General features: G+C 63.4%; 22 protein-coding genes. 14 read left to right on the plus strand and 8 right to left on the minus strand.

Features of this window, described 5'->3' with window-relative positions; genetic code table 11:
- Window positions 1-4: 4 nt before the first annotated feature.
- The 3 genes from phbB (FFS30_RS12395) to phbB (FFS30_RS12405) all read left to right on the plus strand — a co-directional run bounded on the left by phbB (FFS30_RS12395) (window position 5) and on the right by phbB (FFS30_RS12405) (window position 2,200).
- On the plus strand, window positions 5-745 hold the full coding sequence (gene phbB, locus FFS30_RS12395; RefSeq protein ID WP_137913436.1) for an acetoacetyl-CoA reductase: 741 nt from the start codon (window positions 5-7) through the stop codon (window positions 743-745).
- Window positions 746-864: 119 nt separating this feature from the next.
- Window positions 865-1,359, plus strand: coding sequence for a polyhydroxyalkanoate synthesis repressor PhaR (gene phaR, locus FFS30_RS12400; RefSeq protein ID WP_137913437.1), 495 nt, complete (start codon window positions 865-867; stop codon window positions 1,357-1,359).
- Between the two features lie 94 nt (window positions 1,360-1,453).
- Complete coding sequence (gene phbB, locus FFS30_RS12405) at window positions 1,454-2,200, plus strand: acetoacetyl-CoA reductase (RefSeq protein ID WP_137913438.1); 747 nt, start codon at window positions 1,454-1,456, stop codon at window positions 2,198-2,200.
- Between the two features lie 117 nt (window positions 2,201-2,317).
- Here the strand turns inward: phbB (FFS30_RS12405) and FFS30_RS12410 are convergent, their stop codons facing one another.
- The 4 genes from FFS30_RS12410 to FFS30_RS12425 form a co-directional block, all read right to left on the minus strand.
- On the minus strand, window positions 2,318-2,893 hold the full coding sequence (locus FFS30_RS12410; RefSeq protein WP_137913439.1) for a DUF2058 family protein: 576 nt from the start codon (window positions 2,891-2,893) through the stop codon (window positions 2,318-2,320).
- A gap of 109 nt (window positions 2,894-3,002) precedes the next feature.
- Window positions 3,003-3,236, minus strand: a complete 234-nt coding sequence (locus tag FFS30_RS12415) for a SlyX family protein (RefSeq protein WP_137913440.1) — start codon at window positions 3,234-3,236, stop codon at window positions 3,003-3,005.
- Complete coding sequence (locus tag FFS30_RS12420; protein ID WP_137913441.1) at window positions 3,233-4,597, minus strand: UDP-glucose/GDP-mannose dehydrogenase family protein; 1,365 nt, start codon at window positions 4,595-4,597, stop codon at window positions 3,233-3,235. Before FFS30_RS12420 ends, FFS30_RS12415 begins: the two co-directional genes overlap by 4 nt.
- 169 nt (window positions 4,598-4,766) lie before the next feature.
- Window positions 4,767-5,585: an FKBP-type peptidyl-prolyl cis-trans isomerase gene (locus FFS30_RS12425; protein WP_137913442.1), complete on the minus strand. Its 819-nt coding sequence runs from the start codon at window positions 5,583-5,585 to the stop codon at window positions 4,767-4,769.
- 283 nt (window positions 5,586-5,868) lie between these two features.
- Between FFS30_RS12425 and FFS30_RS12430 the strand changes: the two genes are divergently transcribed.
- The 7 genes from FFS30_RS12430 (at window position 5,869) to FFS30_RS12460 (ending at window position 12,515) form a co-directional block, all read left to right on the plus strand.
- On the plus strand, window positions 5,869-7,695 hold the full coding sequence (locus tag FFS30_RS12430) for an ATP-binding cassette domain-containing protein (RefSeq protein ID WP_343182326.1): 1,827 nt from the start codon (window positions 5,869-5,871) through the stop codon (window positions 7,693-7,695).
- A gap of 198 nt (window positions 7,696-7,893) precedes the next feature.
- Window positions 7,894-8,382 (plus strand): hypothetical protein, encoded by a 489-nt coding sequence (locus FFS30_RS12435; protein ID WP_137913444.1) that lies wholly within the window; start codon window positions 7,894-7,896, stop codon window positions 8,380-8,382.
- A gap of 17 nt (window positions 8,383-8,399) precedes the next feature.
- The gene (locus tag FFS30_RS12440) at window positions 8,400-8,777 is read left to right on the plus strand and encodes a GntR family transcriptional regulator (protein ID WP_137913445.1); all 378 of its coding nucleotides are present in this window, start codon (window positions 8,400-8,402) and stop codon (window positions 8,775-8,777) included.
- Window positions 8,770-9,660, plus strand: a complete 891-nt coding sequence (locus FFS30_RS12445) for an ABC transporter ATP-binding protein (protein ID WP_137913446.1) — start codon at window positions 8,770-8,772, stop codon at window positions 9,658-9,660. The genes FFS30_RS12440 and FFS30_RS12445 overlap by 8 nt, the downstream gene beginning before the upstream one ends.
- Window positions 9,657-10,691 carry a hypothetical protein gene (locus FFS30_RS12450; RefSeq protein WP_137913447.1) on the plus strand — a complete coding sequence of 345 codons (1,035 nt, stop codon included), beginning with the start codon at window positions 9,657-9,659 and terminating at the stop codon, window positions 10,689-10,691. The genes FFS30_RS12445 and FFS30_RS12450 overlap by 4 nt, the downstream gene beginning before the upstream one ends.
- 34 nt (window positions 10,692-10,725) lie before the next feature.
- Window positions 10,726-11,247, plus strand: a complete 522-nt coding sequence (locus tag FFS30_RS12455) for a DUF2884 family protein (RefSeq protein WP_137913448.1) — start codon at window positions 10,726-10,728, stop codon at window positions 11,245-11,247.
- A gap of 23 nt (window positions 11,248-11,270) precedes the next feature.
- Window positions 11,271-12,515: a serine hydrolase domain-containing protein gene (locus tag FFS30_RS12460; RefSeq protein WP_137913449.1), complete on the plus strand. Its 1,245-nt coding sequence runs from the start codon at window positions 11,271-11,273 to the stop codon at window positions 12,513-12,515.
- 28 nt (window positions 12,516-12,543) lie between these two features.
- Here FFS30_RS12460 and FFS30_RS12465 read toward each other — a convergent pair whose 3' ends face one another.
- Entirely contained in the window at window positions 12,544-13,773 is a 1,230-nt protein-coding gene (locus FFS30_RS12465) for a hypothetical protein (RefSeq protein WP_137913450.1), read from the minus strand.
- Window positions 13,774-13,904: 131 nt separating this feature from the next.
- Entirely contained in the window at window positions 13,905-15,299 is a 1,395-nt protein-coding gene (locus FFS30_RS12470) for a class II fumarate hydratase (protein ID WP_137913451.1), read from the minus strand.
- Window positions 15,300-15,441: 142 nt separating this feature from the next.
- On the opposite strand from FFS30_RS12470, the gene purB reads away from it, so the two are divergent.
- Window positions 15,442-16,815 carry an adenylosuccinate lyase gene (gene purB / locus FFS30_RS12475; protein WP_137913452.1) on the plus strand — a complete coding sequence of 458 codons (1,374 nt, stop codon included), beginning with the start codon at window positions 15,442-15,444 and terminating at the stop codon, window positions 16,813-16,815.
- A 75-nt stretch (window positions 16,816-16,890) separates the two neighbouring features.
- On the opposite strand, the gene gstA is transcribed toward purB, so the two are convergent.
- Window positions 16,891-17,514 (minus strand): glutathione transferase GstA, encoded by a 624-nt coding sequence (gene gstA / locus FFS30_RS12480; RefSeq protein ID WP_137913453.1) that lies wholly within the window; start codon window positions 17,512-17,514, stop codon window positions 16,891-16,893.
- Between the two features lie 168 nt (window positions 17,515-17,682).
- On the opposite strand from gstA, the gene FFS30_RS12485 reads away from it, so the two are divergent.
- Genes FFS30_RS12485 through FFS30_RS12495 form a run of 3 tightly spaced genes read left to right on the plus strand, consistent with a single transcriptional unit; the run spans window position 17,683 to window position 19,828 of the window.
- Entirely contained in the window at window positions 17,683-18,075 is a 393-nt protein-coding gene (locus FFS30_RS12485; protein WP_137913454.1) for a helix-turn-helix domain-containing protein, read from the plus strand.
- Complete coding sequence (locus FFS30_RS12490; RefSeq protein ID WP_137913455.1) at window positions 18,072-19,286, plus strand: cupin domain-containing protein; 1,215 nt, start codon at window positions 18,072-18,074, stop codon at window positions 19,284-19,286. Before FFS30_RS12485 ends, FFS30_RS12490 begins: the two co-directional genes overlap by 4 nt.
- The gene (locus FFS30_RS12495) at window positions 19,283-19,828 is read left to right on the plus strand and encodes a Smr/MutS family protein (RefSeq protein WP_137913456.1); all 546 of its coding nucleotides are present in this window, start codon (window positions 19,283-19,285) and stop codon (window positions 19,826-19,828) included. The genes FFS30_RS12490 and FFS30_RS12495 overlap by 4 nt, the downstream gene beginning before the upstream one ends.
- On the opposite strand, the gene FFS30_RS12500 is transcribed toward FFS30_RS12495, so the two are convergent.
- A complete protein-coding gene (locus FFS30_RS12500; protein WP_137913457.1) occupies window positions 19,821-20,042 on the minus strand; it encodes a hypothetical protein in 222 nt (73 codons plus the stop codon). The genes FFS30_RS12495 and FFS30_RS12500 overlap by 8 nt on opposite strands.
- Window positions 20,043-20,101 lie beyond the last annotated feature (59 nt).

A 20,101-nucleotide genomic window follows, 5' to 3' on the forward strand; every position in this document is an offset into this window, starting at 1 on the left:
AATCATGACGTCACGCGTAGCACTCGTTACAGGCGGCACCGGAGGCATCGGCACAGCCATCGTCAAGCGACTTGCGTCGATGGGGCACAAGGTGGCCACGAACTATCGCGACGAAGCCAAGGCCAAGGCTTGGGCCGACAAACTCAAATCCGAAGGCGTCGACGTCTTCATCGTCAAGGGCGACGTATCCGACCCGGCCTCGGCCGAAGCAATGATCAAGGCGGTCGAATCCCATCTCGGCCCGATCGACATCCTGATCAACAACGCCGGCATCACGCGCGATACGACGTTCCACAAGATGACTGCGCTGCAATGGCAGGAAGTGATCAACACCAATCTCAACTCGGTGTTCAACGTCACGCGCCCGATCATCGACGGCATGCGCAACCGCAAATGGGGCCGCATCGTGCAGATCAGCTCGATCAACGGCCAGAAAGGCCAGTACGGCCAGGCGAACTATGCGGCGTCGAAGGCCGGCATGCACGGTTTCACGATCTCGCTCGCGCAGGAGAACGCGAAGTTCGGCATCACGGTCAACACGGTTTCGCCGGGCTACGTCGCCACCGAAATGGTCATGGCCGTGCCCGAGGACGTACGCAACAAGATCGCCGCGCAGATTCCGGTCGGCCGCCTCGGCGAGCCCGAAGAAATCGCCTACGCGATCGAGTTCTTCGTCAAGGACGAGGCCAAGTGGATCACCGGCGCCAACCTGGCCATCAACGGCGGCCAGTACATGGGTTGGTAAATTCCGCGCTTGCGCGATGCCTTTCACGGCATCGCGCGGCGAATTTGTGGCGCTCGCCCCGCCCCATGCTGCGCAGCAATACACTGGTGCACCGCGGCACAATCTGCTAATTTTGCCGCATGGCACAAACCCGCATCATCAAAAAATACCCGAATCGCCGCCTCTACGACACGGAGATTTCGAGCTATATCACGCTCGAAGAAGTCCGTCAGCTCGTACTCGACGGCGACGTCTTCGAAGTCCGTGATGCCAAGACCGGCGAAGACCTGACCCGCACCGTGTTGCTGCAGATCATCGCCGAGCACGAAGGCCACGGGCAGCCGATGTTCACCACGCAGCTACTTTCGCAGGTGATCCGCTTCTACGGCGATTCGATGCAGGGCTTCATGGGCAGCTACCTCGAGAAGAGCCTGCAAATCTTCCTCGACCAGCAGGGCAAGTTCCGCAGCCAGCTCAACAACATTCTCGGCCAGACTCCATGGTCGATGCTCAACGACATGACCGAACGCAATCTCGATCTGTGGAAGTCGGTGCAGGACGGTTTCCTCAAGGCCGCCGCTTCTTCCGCTCAGGCGCACCAGCCCGGCCTCGGCAAGAAAGAAGGCAAATCCTGATCGGCTGCAGCGATAACTATTTTTCGCTGCGCAACACGCGCGGCGCGGCAACAAAACCCATCCTTGCGATGGGATTTTTTTTGATGAGGCAGGCATGAAGAAACGCATCGCGCTGGTCACGGGCGGCATCGGCGGACTCGGTACCGAAATCTGCAAACACCTGGCGCATGCCGGCTGCGTAGCCGTCGCCGCCGATCTGGGCAGCCGCCCCGAGCGCCTTGCCGAGTTTAAGGACGAGATCAAGGACTTCGACGGCAAGATCTTCTTCGAGCCGTTCAACGTCGCCGACTTCGACGCCTGCGCTGCGCTGATCAAGCAGGTCGAGGCGACGCACGGCCCGATCGACATCCTCGTCAACGCCGCCGGCATCACGCGTGACACAACACTCAGAAAAATGTCGCCGCAGCAGTGGGTCGACGTGCTCAAGATCAATCTCGACGGCGTGTTCAATATGTGCCGCAACGTCGTCGACGGCATGAGCGATCGCGGCTTCGGGCGTATCGTCAATATCTCTTCGGTCAACGGCCAGACCGGGCAGTTCGGTCAGACCAACTATTCCGCGGCCAAGGCGGGCATGCACGGCTTCACGATGGCGCTCGCGCGCGAAGTGGCGCGCAAGGGCGTGACCGTCAACAGCGTCTCGCCGGGTTACTGCAATACGTCGATGGTGCGGGCCATCCCGGAAAACGTGCGCAGCCAGATCGTCGCCAGCATTCCGGTCGGCCGCCTCGGCGAGCCGTCTGAGATCGCGCGCGTCGTCGCCTTCCTCGCCGCAGACGATTCGGGTTTCATCACCGGCGCGAACATTCCGGTGAACGGCGGCTACTTCATCGATTTCTGATCCGCTTCGAAGAACGCATCGGACACGGATAAAAAAGCGAATTCGCACGAACAGATCATCAGGAAGACTCCTGTACGCGCCTATCTCTTTTTGAGCTGCGTGAAACGCCGTTCCGCCTCACCACATCAAGTCGGCCGGCACATCGTCCTCGGTAGGCGCATTCGGGTCGCATAGCAACACCAACGCCTGCGAGTTGATCGCCTGCGCCTGCAACGCGACATCGCGCTCGACGAGCAGATAGCGGCCGGCGAGCTGGACGACGGCAAGCTCGCCGCGATTGAGCTTCGCGATCTGATCGGCCGTGCAATAGACGCGGCGAATCTTGTTGCCGTGCGGGAAATGACGCGGCATGTCGGCGTCATTGGAATTGAGCCCCTTGCCGTTGAGCAGATTCGCCAACTTCTGCTTGCGTTCGCGGTTCTCGCGCGCCTGCCGCTCCGCATCGCGCTGCGCCTGCTCACGCTCGTCCTTTTCCTGCTTCGCGCGCAACGCGTAGGCATGCGCAAGATTCGGCTCTTGCGACGCAGCGGCCGGTTTCTTCGGTTGCGCCACCGCAGGCTGGGGCTTCGCCGGCACCTGCGGTTTCGGGTGTTTATGGTGCTTGTGCTGCTGCTCTTTCGCAGGCTTCGTCTCGGCCTTGAACTTTGCGGCGAGACCGGATTTCAGCAGTTGGTCGCGTAGGGATTCGGACATGGGAACGGATAACGCACTTTGCCTTCGTCTAGGCGGTGATTCTATTTGAAAGTGCGGCCCGTGGATGACCGCTTCGTGACCTTCAGATTCGCGGTAGCCGCACTATGCGCTAGTAATGCGGCGGCGGCGGTTCGTCGCGCGGGTCGTGGCTCAGCGTCGCCGAGATTCCGCCGAGCTCGTCGCGCAGTTTTTGAAGCTCGCGCCGCAGGTCGACGAGGAGGCGGTCCTGCGCGGCCACGGTCGCATCGAGGCTTTGCACCGTGCCGTCGAGGAACGACAGGCGCACCTCCAGCTCGGTCAACCGCTGCTCGATGGACGTCGTATTCGTGTCGGCCTCGCTCATTTCGGGCCTTCGCTGTGCGCTTTGCGGGCTTCCACGCTGCGTCCACGGCCGATGCCGTAGTATGCGATGCCGGCCGCTTCCACCGTGGCCGGCTCATAGATATTGCGCCCGTCGAAGATCGCCGGCGTCTTCAGACTTGCCTTGATACGCGCGAAATCGGGACTCCAGAACGCCTTCCATTCGGTGACGATCGCAAGCACGTCGGCGCCTTCGAGCGCAGCGTCGGCCTCCTCGCACAGCACCAGGTCTTCACGCGCGCCGAACAGGCGCTGCGCTTCCTCGCGCGCCTCGGGGTCGTAAGCGCGCACCTTCGCACCGGCGGTCCAGAGCTGTTCGAGCAGGCGTCGGCTCGACGCCTCGCGCATATCGTCGGTATTCGGTTTGAACGCGAGCCCCCAGACCGCGACGGTCTTGCCCTTCGGCTCGCCGCCAAAGTAGCGCACGATCAGTTCGTAGAGCTTTTCCTTCTGCGCGTCGTTCACCGCTTCGACCATGCCGAGCAGGCGCGCCTCGTAGCCGTGGCCGCGCGCCGTGTGTTCGAGCGCACGCACGTCTTTCGGGAAACACGAACCACCGTAGCCCGCGCCCGGATAGATAAACGAGTAGCCGATGCGCGGATCCGAACCGATGCCGTGGCGCACCAGTTCGATGTCGGCACCGACGCGCTCGGCGATGTTCGCCATCTCATTCATGAAACTGATCTTGGTCGCGAGCATCGCGTTCGCCGCATACTTGGTCAGCTCGGCGGAACGCACGTCCATCAGCACGATGCGCTCGTGATTGCGGTTGAACGGGGCGTAGAGGGCTTTCATCTGCTCGATCGCGCGCGCGCTGTTCGAGCCGATCACGATGCGGTCGGGGCGCATGCAGTCCTTGACCGCATCGCCTTCCTTGAGGAATTCGGGATTGGAGACGACGTCGAACGCGATCTCGGTTTTGCGCGCGCCGAGTTCGGCGGCGATGGCCTCGCGCACGCGGTCGGCCGTACCGACCGGCACGGTGGACTTGTTGACGATCACCGCGGGCCGGTCGAGATGCCGGCCGATCGTGCGCGCCACGGCGAGCACGTGCGAAAGATCCGCGCTGCCGTCCTCGTCGGGCGGCGTGCCGACGGCGATGAAGATGATCGCGGCATGAGCGATCGCAGCTTGCGCATCGGTGGTGAAGCGCAGGCGCTTTTTCGCGCGGTTGGCGGCGACGATATCTTCGAGGCCCGGCTCGAAAATCGGAATCTCGCCAGCGTCGAGGCGCGCGACCTTGGCCGCATCGATATCGACGCAGACGACATCATTGCCGACGTCCGCCATGCAGGCACCGGTGACGAGGCCGACGTATCCTGTGCCGAAAATACTGATTTTCATCAATCCAACCCAAGCTCGCTTCCGTCGAAGCCGCTATTGTATTGAAAAGTGCGACGGTACATGGCCGCGTCGCGATCTTGGCAGGCATGGCATGGGCAACGGCAAAACACGCCCATGAAAAAGGCGCGGATCGCTCCGCGCCTTTTTCGAACTCAAGCGTAACTCGAACTTACTGCTTGGCTTCGGCAGGCTTGTCCGCGGGCTGCGGCGTCTTCGCGTTGCCAGCCGGCGCCGGCGGCTCGATGCCGAGCAGGGTGACTTCGAAGATCAGCGTCGCGTTCGGACCGATCGGGCCCGGGCCGTTCTCGCCGTAAGCGAGCTTGGCCGGCACGTAGAACTTGTACTTCGAACCGGTCGACATGAGCTGCACGCCCTCGGTCCAGCCCGGGATCACGCCGTTGAGCGGGAACGTCGCCGCACCGCCGTGATCGGCCGAAGCGTCGAACTTGGTGCCGTCGATCTTGGTACCGACGTATTCGACCTTGACCGTATCGGTCGCCTTCGGCTTCGGACCCGTGCCTTCCTTGACGACTTCGTACTGCAGACCCGAGGCCGTGGTCTTCACGCCGGCCTTGGCCTTGTTCTTCGCGAGGAACGCATCGCCGTCGGCCTGGTTCTTCTTCGCTTCTTCAGCGCGCTTGGCCATCGCCACGGCCTGGTGCTTCTGCATGAATTCCTGGTTGACCTGGTTCAGTTCTTCCGGAGTCAGCTTCGGCTTCACACCCTTCAAGCTGTCCTGCAGAGCCGCGATCAGCGCAGCCTGATCGACTTCATCCTTGATCTGCGAGAGGTTCTCACCGACCTTGGTGCCGACGAGATAGCCGTACTTTTCCTTTTCGCTCTTGAACTTCGCGTCGATCGCCTTGTTGGCGACCGGAGCCGCACCGGCCGCAGGCGCAGCCGGAGCCTGCGCGAACGCAGCGCCAGCCACGGTCATCGCGCCGGCCACGGCGGAAGCAATCAGGGTTTTGCGCAAAAACTGAGTCATGTGTGCTCCTGAGTAATTCGAAAACTTTCTCGGTAAACGATCCGTGAGGACCGAAGAATGCCGTCCGCTCGGGGCGTAGGCGCAAAAAGGCGGTGTATTGTGCGGCTCCCACCCCGCGAAGGCAAATAACCGGTCAGTTCGACTCGATCGAGGCGACGGGGTTCCTTTTGATCTCGCCGACCGTTCAGTTTCGGACGAAACACGCCGCTTCGGGTAAAATCCGCGCATGCTTCGTTTCGATGATCTCGCGCTGCGGCGCGGACCCCTCCTTTTGTTCCAATCCATGACCCTGCAACTGCACGCCGGCTGGCGCTGCGGCATCAACGGGCGCAATGGCGCGGGCAAATCCAGCCTGCTCGCCCTCGTCGCGGGCGACTTGCAACCCGACTCCGGACATTTCGAGCGGCCGAAGAACTGGACCCTCGCCTGGGTCAAGCAGGAAGTCGAGGCGCTCGACATCAGCGCACTGGATTACGTGCTCGACGGCGACACCGAATTCCGCCAGATCGAACGTGACCTCGTCGCTGCCGAAGCGGCTCACGACGGTCTGCGTCAGGCGGCGCTGTACGAGCGCCTGCTTGCGATCGACGGCTACGCCGCGCACGCGCGCGCCGGCGCCCTGCTTCACGGTCTCGGCTTCGCCGCGGGCGACGAGGCGCGCAACGTGCGCGACTTCTCCGGCGGCTGGCGCATGCGCCTGAATCTCGCCCAGGCGCTGATGTGCCGCTCCGACCTGCTCTTGCTCGACGAGCCGACCAACCACCTCGATCTCGATGCGGTGATCTGGCTCGAAGGCTGGCTGAAGAAATATCCGGGCACCCTGCTCGTGATCTCGCACGACCGCGAATTCCTCGATGCGGTCGCCACCCACATGCTCAGCATCGCCGAGCAGCGCGTGGAACTGTTCAGCGGCAACCTGACCGGCTACGAGCGCAAGCGCAGTGAACGCCTCGCCCAGCAACAGTCGATGCAGGAGAAGCAGCGCCGTGAGCGCGCGCATCTGCAGAGTTTCGTCGACCGCTTCCGTGCGAAAGCGTCGAAAGCGCGCCAGGCGCAAAGCCGCATCAAGGCGCTGGAGCGCATGGTCGACATCGCGCCCGTGCGTGCGGCGTCGACGATCCGTTTCGAGTTCCGCAAACCCGCAGCGCTACCCGATCCGCTGCTGCGCCTCGACGAAGCGGCTGCGGGCTACGGCGAGCGCCGCATACTCGACCATATCAAGCTCAGTCTGGTGCCGGGCGACCGCATCGCCTTGCTCGGCGCGAACGGCGCCGGCAAATCGACTTTGATCAAGGTGCTGGCCGGCCAGATCGCACCGCTCGCGGGCGAATTGATTGCCGCGCGCGACCTCAAGATCGGTTATTTCGCCCAGCATCAGCTCGAACAGCTCGACGCCAGAGCCACGGCGGTCGAGCACCTGCTCGAACTCGATCCTGCGCTCGGCGAACGCGGCGCGCGCGATTTCCTCGGCGGCTTCGGCTTCCAGGGCGACCGCGCGCTCGAACCGGTGGCTCCGTTTTCGGGCGGTGAAAAAGCACGGCTGTGCTTGGCTCTAACCGTATACCAAAAACCCAACCTGCTTCTGCTCGACGAGCCGACCAACCATCTCGACCTCGACATGCGCGAGGCGCTGACGGAAGCGCTCAACGACTATGAAGGCGCCTTGGTCCTCGTTTCGCATGACCGCGCGCTGATTCGCACCTGCTGCACGACTTTGCTGCATGTCGGCGGTGGTCGCGTCGCCGACTACGATGGCGATCTCGACGATTACGCCCGCATCGTCCAGCGCGCGAATGCCGAGGATACGAACACGACCGCAGCGCCGGCGAGCAAGCGTAAGGAAGACCGCCGCGGGCGCGCGGATACGCGTGCGAAAGTTGCGCCTTTGCGCAAAAAACTCGCCGACATCGAACAGCGCATGGCTGCACTCGACAAAGACAAGCGGGCCCTCGATGCCAAATTGGCCAATGCCGAGTTCTACAGCGGCGCCGCAACGGCGCAAATGCTCGAACTGACCCAGAAATCGAACGCCATCGCTGCCGAAATCGGCTCTCTCGAAGAGACCTGGCTGGCCGTACAGCAGGAACTCGAGCAGGCAGAAGCCGCCTGATAGCCTGCCGGGGCGCCGCTCACCGCGCCATCATTTCTAAAAATCTTCAGAAAAATCAACGCCAGGCGTGCTAACGCGCGCCTCGACGGGCGCGTGTTCGTCGGTTTTCTCAAAAACAAGTTGACATCTCGTGATTTAGTGTTATAGTTACATACAACACCACCTCATTAGCTCACAGCTTCACCAACGGAGATGATCATGAACACGTCCACCCCAGTAATTCGGCTCGGCTTGCTCGCGCTGACGGGCGCGATCATTCTCGGCACCGCGACCCTGTATTCGAACCCCAGCACGGCCCTTTCTTCTGCCGCCGCGTCGACGCTGCCGACCACCACGCTCGAAACCATCACGGTTCGCCCGAGCGCCGAAGACGACCTCGTCGCCGACGTTGTCGCTGCCGCGCTCCCCGTTCTGCCGACCGTCGCGGTCGGTGCGAGCGAGGAAGAAGTTCTCGCCGCACGCCTCGACCCGACCGACCGCATTCAGATCATGTCGGCCATCACCGTGCAGCCGAGTGCGGAAGAAGTCGCAGCGGCGTTGTCCAGCACGGCCGTCGTGCAGGTCGGCGGTGGTGACGACAACGGTTTCGGCGAAACCTTCGTCCGCGCCGTGGCCGAACCGCACCGCCTGCGCCTCGACATGCCCTACTATTCGTTCGGCAAGATTCTGACCCACAGCAGCAAGTGAGAAATTAAGCCATCGCCATGAGCGTTACCTGGAACGACAATGCCCCGATCTATCGCCAGTTGCGCGATAGAGTCGTGGCGATGATCCTCGACGGCGTGCTCAAGCACGGTGATGCACTACCGTCGGTACGCCAGGTTGCTGCGGACTTCCAGCTCAACCCGATCACTGTGTCGAAGGCGTATCAGGAACTGGTCGACGATCACCTCGTCGAGAAGCGCCGCGGCCTCGGCATGTACGTCGCCGAAGGTGCGCGCGAAGCCCTGCTGCGCAGCGAGCGCGAGCGTTTTCTGCGCGAAGAATGGCCCACGCTGCGCGACCGCCTAACCCGTCTCGGCATCGATCTCACCACCCTCGTCGACACCGCGAAAAATACGAATGGATCCTCGCATGAATGATGCGGCCGCCAATACGACAAGTCCCGCCGCGAACATCGTCCGCGCACGCGGGCTGGCCAAGCGTTACGGCACCACGGTCGCGCTGGACAACGTCGATTTTGACATCGCCGCAGGCCGCATCGTCGGCCTTATCGGCCCGAACGGCGCCGGCAAGACCACGGCGCTCAAGGCAATCCTCGGGCTTGCCGAATATGAAGGCCAATTGTCCGTGCTCGGTCTCGACCCGCGCACGCAGCGCACGCAGTTGATGCAGCAAGTCTGCTTCATCGCCGACGTCGCGGTATTGCCGCGGTGGCTGCGTGTGAGCGAGGCGATCGATTTCGTTGCCGGCATCCACCCGCGTTTTTCGCGCGAAAAATGCCTCGCCTTCCTCGCCCGCACCAAACTGCAGCCGAGGCAACGTGTGCGCGAGCTGTCCAAGGGCATGATCGTGCAACTGCACCTCGCTCTCGTGATGGCGATCGACGCCAAGCTGCTCGTGCTCGACGAGCCGACGCTCGGGCTCGATATTCTTTATCGCAAAGAGTTCTACCAGAGCTTGCTCAACGACTATTTCGACGAAGAGAAAACGATCCTCGTCACCACCCATCAAGTCGAAGAGATCGAACACATTCTCACCGACCTGATCTTCATCCAGAACGGCAGGCTCGTGATCAACGCGAGCATGGAGGAAATCGGCGAACGCTACTGCGAAGTGATGGTCGGCCCCGACAAGATCGAAGCCGCGCGTGCACTCAGGCCCCTCAACGAACGCGGCATCTTCGGCAAGACCGTGTTCCTGTTCGACGGCATCGACCAGAAACGTCTCGCCGAGCTGGGTGAGCTGCACAAGCCGAGCGTCGCCGATCTGTTCGTGGCGACGATGAAGGGGACCTACGCATGAATACACAAATCGGCACCGCCAGATCGAATCCCACGCAGACCTTCGCCTGGCTGCTCAAGCGCGAATATTGGGAGCATCGCGGCGGCTTTTTCTGGGGACCGATGATCGCCGGCGGCGTGATGATCGTGATCGCCATGCTGACCCTCATCATCGCCGAGGCGACGGCGGCGCGTCACGGCATCAGCATCAACGGCATGAATCTCGACGCCATCTCGCGCAACATGACGGCCGACCAGGTCAGGATCTTCAACAGCGGCGTGACCGCCGCGTTGATGGGCATCTCCGTCCCGGTCATGGTTACGCTGTTCTTCGTCGTATTCTTCTATCTGCTCGGCGCGCTCTACGACGACCGCCGCGACCGCAGCGTGCTGTTCTGGAAATCGCTGCCGATTTCCGACCTCGACACGGTGCTGTCCAAGGTCGCCACCGCCGTCGTCGTCGCGCCGTTGTTCGCGATCGCGGCGACGATCGTGCTGCATATCGTCTTTCTCTGCCTGATCAGCGTTTACGCCGCGTTCCACGGCGTCAATCCGCTGCCCTTGCTGTGGAACCCCGTGCCCCTGGTATCGATGTGGATCAAGCTCGTCTGCATGATCCCGCTCAACGCGCTCTGGGCACTGCCGACGGTCGGCTGGCTCCTGCTCTGTTCGAGCTTCGCGCGCTCCAAGCCTTTCCTCTGGGCGGTTGCCCTGCCGGTCGGTTTCGGCCTGATGGTCGGCTTCACCCAACTGCTGCGGCAGCTGTCGATTCCCGATTCGTGGTACTGGAAGAATATCGTCGCGCGCATTCTGTTTGGCGTGTTTCCTGGAGGCTGGTTCAACATCGGCAACGGCAAGTTGTGGACGGCAGGCAGCGGAGATGATTTCAATTTTTCTCTGAGCCGGCTCGATCTGGTCAATTCCCTGCTCAACTGGAACCAGATCCTGAATGCACTCGGTTCGCTCGATCTCTGGCTCGGCGCCATCGCCGGCGTCGGGCTGATCGCCGCGGCGGTCTACTTCCGTCGCCGGCGCACCGAGGCTTACTCCTGAGAACGCATCCGACCGCAATCGCCAAGGCCCGTCCATGAAAAAGCGAAACTTGTTCCTTCTGCCCGCCATCGCATTGGCAACGCCGTGTTTTGCCCACAGTGAGACCCACTTGTCGACGAACTACTTCGACATCGACAACGGCAACGTGCATGTCCACGCCGAGGCCGCGCCCGATGCGATCGTGACGCCCGATGGAAGCCTCAGCATCGCCGGCAAAGCAATCACCGTGACCGACGCACAGCAGAAGCTGCTCAGGCAATACCACAAGGGCGTGGTTGCGCTCCGCGATCATGCCTACGAGACCGGGATGGCCGGGGCCGACATCGCCGGCGACGCCATCGCCCTTGCCGTTTCTGCGATCGCCGGCGCCGATACGGACAAGGCCGACAAGAGGATCAATGCCAAGGCGGACAAGATCGAAGCCTCGGCAACGCGGCTCTGCGCCGACTTCGCCGGGATCCGCGCGACGCAGGATTCGATCACGCAGCAGTTGCCGGCCTTCCAGCCCTACGCAAGAATCGACGCCGACGCCGTGGCCAAGTGCCACAGCAAATAAGCTTGGACCAATAGGGGAAATTCATGCTGCGCTGGATTCTGGCGACAAGCTGCGTCGTTCTCGCCGCTGGCTGCGCAACCCAAACGTCGAAGAGCCTCGACAAGCGGCCACTACGCGGCGCTGCGCTCGACGCGAAAGCGCAGCAGTTGATGGCTGCCGCACAGGTGCCCGGGCTTGCGCTCGCGGTGATCGAGAACGGCCGCATCGTCCATCTACGCGCCTACGGCGAGCGCAATGTCGCCGAACGTCTGCCGCTCGAAGCCGATACCACGATGTATGCCGCGTCGTTGACCAAGACGATGTTCGCCTATGCGGTGATGACCCTGGTCGACGAAGGCCGCATCGATCTCGACCGCAGCATTGCCGACTATCTGCCGAAGCCACTGCCGGCCTACGACAAGTATGCCGACCTCGCCGGCGACGAACGCTGGCGCAAGCTGACCGTGCGCCGCCTGCTCGACCATACGTCCGGTTTCCCGAACTTTCGTTTTTTCACCGCCAAAGGCTACGAACCGAACGCCAAGCTCGACTTCAAGTTCGAACCCGGCAGCCGCTTCGCCTACTCCGGCGAAGGCATCAACCTCGTGCAATTCGTTATCGAGAACGGACTCGGCATCGACGTCGAGCAACTGGTCCGCGAGCGCGTCTTCGACCGCTTCGGCATGCGCCGCAGCGGCATGACTTGGCGCGAAGATTTCGCGACCAACGTCGCCCTTGGCTACGACGAAACCGGCAAAGCACTCGCCCACAAACAGCGCAGCAACGCTCGCGGTGCGGGTTCGCTCGACACCACGCCGGCCGACTTCGCCGGCTTTCTCGCCGGGTTCGCACGCTGCGAGGGCCTGAGCAAAAACAGTTGCGCCGAAATGCGGCGACCGCAGATCGCGATCCGCTCGGTCCAGCAGTTCCCGACTCTCGCCGAAGATACGACCACGGCCAACGACAGCATCAAGCTGGCCTACGGGCTCGGACTCGCGGTCTACGAATCGTCACGCGGGCCGGCCTGGTTCAAAGGCGGCCATGACGACGGCACCAACAATCTTGCGCTATGCCTCGCCGCGTCACGCGATTGCGTGCTGATCCTCAGCAACAGCTCGAACGCGGAAAGCATATTCAAGTATCTCGTCGAAGCGGCCCTCGGCGAAACCTGCCTGCCGTGGTTCTGGGAAAACTACATTCCGTACGACCGCCCCGAACTGCGCGGGCCCGAGGCGCGCGCGCAAGCTCCTGTTGCCTGCGCACGAACCGCGGCGAACGTGTCGAATTAGCGGGCGGCTCCGACGCCGCGCAGATGCTTTACAGCTTTTCGCTGACGATGCGGTAGGCGTCGCCGTCTTTGATCACGCCGGCCTGATTCAAGTCGAGCTCGCCTTCGAGCCAGTAGCGGTCGAATCCGACTTCGGTGCGGCGGAACACGACCGCGTGCGTGCGATAGACGTAGAACAGGTCGCCGTAGCGCAGTTCGTCCGGACGCATGCGCGACGCGATCACCTTCGCGTCGTTGAAATGCCGCTCCATGTCGGTACGCACCTGCGCCGACGGCACATGAGCGGCAAACATCTTCGGCTCGCTGTGCATCGCCCTGAGGCTCGGGTTGGCCACGTCGCGGATCGGTTCGTCGACGCGGTAGCGGCTGGCATCGGTCTTCAACAGTTCGGCCCGATCGAGATTCAATTCTCCTTCGACCCAGAACAGCTCGACGCGCGAACGTTCGCGCCTGACCACGGCGCGCACCGGACCGTGCACGAAAATCTCGTCGCCCTTCTGCAACTGCGCGGCGCGGATATCGCCGTTCGCCGGCCGGCCCAGGTTGAGCTGATTTTCGAAGCTGCGCTTGATTGCCGCGGTGTCGGCGCTCGCTGCCGGCTTCGCGTTCGAAGCGGCGACGGCAGGCGGCGGCGTGATCGACGCGATCTGCGGCGCAGGCGCCGGCGCCGGCGGCGCGGTCGCAGGAACGGACGGTGCGGACTCCGCGGCTGCCGGAGCAGCAGGCGCCGGCGTTTCAGACGCTATCGGTTTCGCATGCTGCACCGGCGCGGCACTTGCCAGCGCAACTTGCTGCGCAGGCTCGGGCTTCACCGCAGCGGCGGATTCCGGCTTCGCCGAATCGGCGGACGATACGGCTTCGGCGCGCGGCTCCGCACGCGGAACAGGCTTGGCCGTATTCGCGATTTCGACCGGCTTCGGCGCCGTTTCGGCCGCTTTTGCCGCCGCATCCGGCTTGGCCGTCTTATCCCCGTCGACGATGCGCACGAGCACGTTCTCGAAGAACGCGTCGCTGGTCTTCACTTGCAGGCCCGGCGCGGCCGCGCGCATCTTGCCGGCGACCTTGGACTGCCAGTACGGCGGCGTGGAGACGACGACGGTCTTGCCGCTCGCTGCGGCCTGGCGCGCGATCTCGGCGAGTTTGGCATCGGCGGCGCCCGATTCAAAATCCTTGCCGTCGATCGCCAGATCCTGTGCAAACAGCGCGCCCGAAGCGAGCGCGCACACTACTCCAAAGACGGAAAACCGCTTCGACAACATCGCAGACCCCTGAATAAACGAATGCGGCAGCTGGAAAGCTGCCGCGCAGGCCGCTTGAATACGTTCGCGGCCCGGTCTATGCAAGGGCGAGAAACGGAATTTGTGACGTTCGTCAACAAATACCGAGACAATCAGCCGCCGGCCGAGCCGCCGTGCACGCCGCCTCGGGTCAGCGCCGCCGGATCGAGCAACTTCGCCAGCTCGGCTTTCGACAAGCCCGTCGTTTCCAGAGCGACATCGAGAATCGGCCGCCCCTCCTTATACGCCTGCTTCGCCGCCGCGGCACCCTTTTCGTAACCGATGACCGGATTGAGCGCAGTGACCAGGATCGGGTTGCGCGCAAGCGCTTCCTTGATGCGGTCGGTGCGCACCTTGAATCCGCCGATCGCGCGATCGGCGAGCTGGCGCGAAGCGCTGCCGAGAATTTCTATACTTTGCAACAAATTGTACGCGATCACCGGCAGCATCACGTTGAGCTGGAAATTGCCGCTCGCGCCGGCGACCGCGATCGTCGCATCGTTGCCGATGACCTGCGCGGCGACCATGGCGACGGCCTCGGGAATCACCGGGTTCACCTTGCCCGGCATGATCGACGAGCCCGGCTGCAGCGAGGGCAGTTCGATCTCGCCGATGCCGGCCAGCGGCCCCGAGTTCATCCAGCGCAGGTCGTTGGCGATCTTCATCAGCGACACGGCGAGGGTCTTGAGCTGGCCGGACAGTTCGACCGCGGCGTCCTGCGAGGACAGGCCTTCGAAGAAATTCCGCGCCGAGAGGAAGCGCACGCCGGTCGCACGACTCAGTTCCTTGCAAATTGCCGGACCGAGCTTTGCATCGGCGTTGATGCCGGTGCCGACCGCCGTTCCACCCTGCGGCAGCGCGCGCACGCGCTTGAGCGCATCGTCGATGCGCGCGATGTTCGACGCGATCTGCGCCGACCAGCCGGAAAGCTCCTGGCCGAACGTCACCGGCATCGCGTCCATCAGATGCGTGCGCCCGGTCTTGACCACCTTGTTCAACTCGCGCGCGCGGCGATCGATGGTCTTCTGCAAATGCTTCAACGCCGGCAACAGATCTTCGCTGACCGCCAGGACGGCGCCGACATGGATCGCCGTCGGGATGACGTCGTTCGACGATTGGCCGGCGTTGACGTCGTCGTTCGGATGAATCTTCAGGCTCGCGGTCGAGGCCAGATGCGCGATGACCTCGTTCGCATTCATGTTCGACGACGTCGCCGAACCGGTCTGGAACACGTCGATCGGAAACTGCGCATCGAACTCGCCCGCGGCGACGCGATCGGCCGCTTTGCGGATCGCCTTCGCTTTTGCTTTCGACAGATGCCCGAGTTCGCCGTTGACCTGGGCCGCAGCCGACTTGATCAGTCCGAGCGCGCGAATGAACCCGCGCGGCATCCTGATGCCGGAAATGGGGAAATTCTCGACCGCGCGCTGCGTCTGCGCGCCCCACAGCGCTGCGGCGGGCACCTTTAGCTCGCCCATGCTGTCGTGTTCGATGCGGAATTCGCCCATCTTGCTTTCTCCTTACGGTTGCGTTGAATCCGAGGAGTTTGCGTTTGCGCGCGGCAAAATCAAGATAAAAAGCGCCATTTCCGCTTTTTGCCGAAATCGTGCCCCGGCGTTGGTATCATTCGCGCCCCGAAGAGGAACAGCGATGACTCACTCCACCCTCACTGCCCTGTCGCCGCTCGACGGACGCTATGCCGCCAAGGCCGAGACCTTGCGCCCGATCTTCAGCGAGTACGGCCTGATGCAGCGCCGCGTCCTCGTCGAAGTGCGCTGGCTGCAGGCGCTCGCCGAGGAAAAATCGATCGGCGAAGTCGCGCCGTTTTCCGACGCTGCGCGCGCCAAGCTGCAGACGATCGCCGATGCGTTCACCGTGATCGACGGCGAGCGCGTCAAGGAAATCGAGCGCACGACCAACCACGACGTCAAGGCGATCGAATACTTCATCAAGCAGCGCATCGGCGACGACGCCGAACTGGCCAAGGCCAAAGAGTTCGTCCACTTCGCCTGCACTAGCGAGGACATCAACAACCTCGCTTACGCGCTCATGCTGCGCGACGCGCGCGACGGCGTGCTGTTGCCGGCGCTCGACCGCACCATCGCCGCGCTGCGCGCACTTGCGCAGGCGACCGCCGCTCTGCCGATGCTGGCGCGCACCCACGGCCAGACCGCGTCGCCGACCACGCTCGGCAAGGAACTCGCCAATGTGGTCGCGCGCCTGGAGCGTCAGCGCAAGCAGATCGCCGCGGTGGAAATCCTCGGCAAGATCAACGGTGCGGTCGGCAACTACAACGCGCACGTCGTCGCCTATCCCGAAGTCGACTGGCCCGCGCTGTCGCGGCGTTTCGTCGAATCGCTCGGCCTCGAGTTCAATGCCTACACGACGCAGATCGAGCCGCACGACTTCGTCGCCGAGCTGTCCGATGCCATCCGCCGCGCGAACGTGGTCCTGATCGACCTGTGCCGCGACATCTGGGCGTATATCTCGCTCGGCTATTTCAAGCAGGCGCTCAAGGCCGGCGAAGTCGGTTCCTCGACGATGCCGCACAAGGTCAACCCGATCGACTTCGAGAACGCCGAAGGCAACTTCGGTATCGCCAACGCGCTGTTCGGCCATTTCTCCGAGAAACTGCCGATCTCGCGCTGGCAGCGCGACCTGACCGATTCGACCGTGTTGCGCACGCTCGGCACCGCGTTCGGCCATACGCAGATCGCGCTCGACTCGCTGATGCGCGGCGTCGGCAAACTCAACGTCGACCCGGCGCGGCTCGCTGCCGATCTCGACGCGAGCTGGGAAGTTCTCGCCGAAGCCGTGCAGACGGTAATGCGCCGTCATGGGCTGCCCGAACCGTACGAACAGTTGAAAGCGCTCACACGCGGCCAGGGCATCACGCGCGACTCGATGCGCGAATTCATTTCCGGTCTCGCCCTGCCCGAAGCGGACAAGCAGCGCCTGCTCGACCTGACTCCGGGCGGTTACACGGGTCTTGCCGAGGCATTGGCCAAGGGCATTCAAGGCTGAAATCGGCGCCGAACGCCGAACGCAGCTCCATCTTTCCCCCGCGCGTTGCACGCGGGGGAAAGACAGCGTAACGAACTACGCGGCGACCTTGTTCTTGGTGAGACCTTCCGCCGCCATCGCCGCCTGCACCGCGGGACGCTCCGCGACGCGCTTCTGGAATGCCTGCAGCGCGGGGAAATCGGACAGATCGAACTTGATGCCCCTCGCCCAATTGGTGACGACGAACAAGTAGGCATCCGCCAGTCCGAACTTGTCGCCCATCAGCCACTCCTGCTTGGCCAGAATGTCTTCGACGAACTGATAGCGTTTGCGCAGGTAAGCCGTGCGCTCGGCCAAGGTCTCGGCCGGCGTGTCGGCCTTGAAGAACGGGCTGTAGGTCTTGTGGATTTCGGAGTTGATGTAGCCGAGCATCTCCTGCAGGCGTGAACGCGCGAGCGTGCCGTTCGGCGGCGCGATGCCGCTCTCGGGCTTCTGGTCGGCGACGTATTGAACGATCGCCGGGCCTTCGGTCAGCAGCTCGCCGTTGTCGAGTTCCAGCACCGGCACATAGCCTTTCGGGTTGATCGCGAGGAAGTCGCGGCCGGTCTCGGTGCGCTTGGCCTTCGTGTCGACCTTTTCCAGATCGAGCGGCAGGCCGATTTCGTGAGCGATGATGTTCGGCGACAACGAACAGACGCCGGGGGAATAGTAGAGCTTCATGGGCTTTTCTCCTGATGACAAACGATTCGTACCGAAGCTGCGCGGCCGTCGCAGTCCGGATGCGGTATCGTATCCATACGTAGTTACTCTTGGATACCATATAACCCGCGGTAATTGATAAAATGCGGTATCCGCCGAGTAACTTGCGGACTGCCGAGTAACCGCACCATGGGCCTACCCCTGCGCAAAAGCAAAATCGAACCGCCACCGTTCTGCCCGCTGACCCGCAGCCTGCTGCTGTTGCGCGGCGCCTGGGCGCCGAACGTGATCTGGGCCCTGTCCGGCGAGCCGCGCCGCTTCGGCGAGCTGCGCCACGACATTCCGCTGATTTCCGCGCGCGTGCTCTCCGCGCGTCTGCGCGAACTCGAAGTGCGCGGCCTGGTTTCGCGCCATCTGCTCAACACCTCGCCGCCGTCGGCGGAGTACACGCTGACCGAACTCGGCCGCGAGGTCATGCCGGCGATCAAGGCGCTGATCGCTGTCGGGCAAAAGCTGCCCGAAGTCGGCGAGCCGGAACGCAAGGCGGCGCGCAGAGCCACCGCCGTGCGGATCGCCGCATGAAGCGCGCGAACGCATCGCGGCAAGCCGCCGCGCCGATCGAAGTCCACGCAACAGCGAAGCAGCCGCTCGGCATGCCGGCGCGGCAATTTCTGCGCGACTACTGGCAGAAACAGCCGCTGCTGATCCGCGGCTTGTTCGCCGGCGGCGTCGATGCAGTTGCGCCCGAAGACCTCGCCGGCCTCGCCTGCGAGGAAGCCGCGCTCTCGCGCATCGTCGTGCGCGATGCGCAACACGAGCGCTGGCGCGTGCGCAACGGGCCGTTCCGCGAAAGCGAATTCCCCAGACTCGGCCGCAAGAACTGGACCCTGCTCGTGCAGGATGTCGACAAGTGGGACATGGACGTCGCCGCGTTGCTTGAGCGTTTCGCTTTCATTCCCTCGTGGCGCATCGACGACGTGATGGTCAGCTACGCGACCGACGGCGGCGGTGTCGGCGCGCACGTCGATCATTACGACGTGTTTCTCGTCCAGGGCGCGGGCTACCGCCGTTGGAGCATCGACGCGCATACGCGCGAATATTCGCCTGACGCATTTCGCGACGACACCGAACTGAAACTCCTGCGCGAATTCACGCCGACCCACGAATGGCTGCTCGATCCCGGCGACGCACTCTACCTGCCACCCGGCGTGCCGCACGACGGCGTCGCGCTCGGCGAGTGCACGACGTATTCGATCGGTATGCGCGCGCCGTCGCGCGCGGAACTGCTGTTCGATTTCGTCGAATTCCTTGCCGAGCCGCTGACCGAAGACCGGCGCTATAGCGATCCGGACCTCGTCCCGGCGAACGACAGCGCAGAGATCGACGACGCGGCGCTGGCCCGCGTCGTCCGCGCGATGCCGCATTTCGCCGAAGTGGACAAAGCTACCTTGGCGCGCTGGTTCGGCCGTTTCATCACGCGCTACCGCAGCGCGCAGGTCGTCGCCGCACCGGCGCGCGAGATCGGCATCCCGGCGCTGACCCGACGCCTGCCTGGCTCCACAGTCCTGCGCAACCCGTTCAGCCGCTACGCCTGGCGGCGCAGCGGCCGCGATGCGGAACTGTACGTGGCCGGAGAAGTCTGGCGCTGCCCACTGCCGCTGGCGCAGATGCTCGCATCGCGGCGCGAAATCGACGGGCCCAAGCTTGCCGCGCTGGCGCAGGGAGCATCGGTCCTGCAGACGCTGAAATCCTTGCTCGATGCGGGCCATCTGCGCTTGATTCGCCGCGGATGACGAAGCGGCGCGCGACCGGCGTCAGCGCGGAAGACCGCGAGCTGTTCGCGCAATCGATCGGCGCGGTGCGTCCGGTCAAGCAGCAGGTCGTCGTCAGCGATAAGCCGCGTCCTCCGCCCGAACCGCTGCAGTCACAGCTCGACGAAGCGCGCGTGCCGGGCGAGTTGATCGATTCCGACATCGATCCCGCCTTGGTCGAAGTCGGCGAAGAATTGAGCTATCTGAAGGATGGCCATTCGCCTCTGCTGTTGCGCAAGCTCAAACGCGGGCAGTTCAGCGTCGCCGACGAGATCGATCTGCACCAGATGACCGCGGCCGTGGCGCGCGAGGCCGTCGCGCAGTTCCTCGCCGAGAGCCGGCGCGAACGCCGCCTCTGCGTGAAAATCATTCACGGCAAGGGATTGCGCTCGCGCAACGAGGGTCCGGTGCTCAAGCGTTTGGTCGACAGCCTGCTGCGCCGACGCGCCGACGTGCTCGCCTTCGCCTCGGCGAAAGCGAATCAGGGTGGCACCGGCGCGGTGATCGTGCTGTTGGCTAGTTGACGGTGCTGGCCGATTCCGCGGCCTTCAGCTTCTGCGGAAAGTTTATCCAGACGACCGTCGCGCCTTTCGTCTGCGCCCATTGATTGACGATCAGCACCTTTTCCGTGTCGACGTCCGCGCCATAGTGGCTGGCGACACGCGGACCGCCGGTCGACGCGCACCCGGCAAGCGCTAGGAACGTGACCGCAACTGCAAGTAGAGTGGAGCGCTTCATGGCAACCTCCGATGGAATCTGCCAAGGCGAACGGCGACGCGCCGCCGCCAACTCCACTA

The organism is Rudaea sp. 3F27F6 (genome assembly GCF_005503555.1).
In the GTDB taxonomy this organism is placed as follows: Bacteria; Pseudomonadota; Gammaproteobacteria; order Xanthomonadales; family Rhodanobacteraceae; genus Rudaea.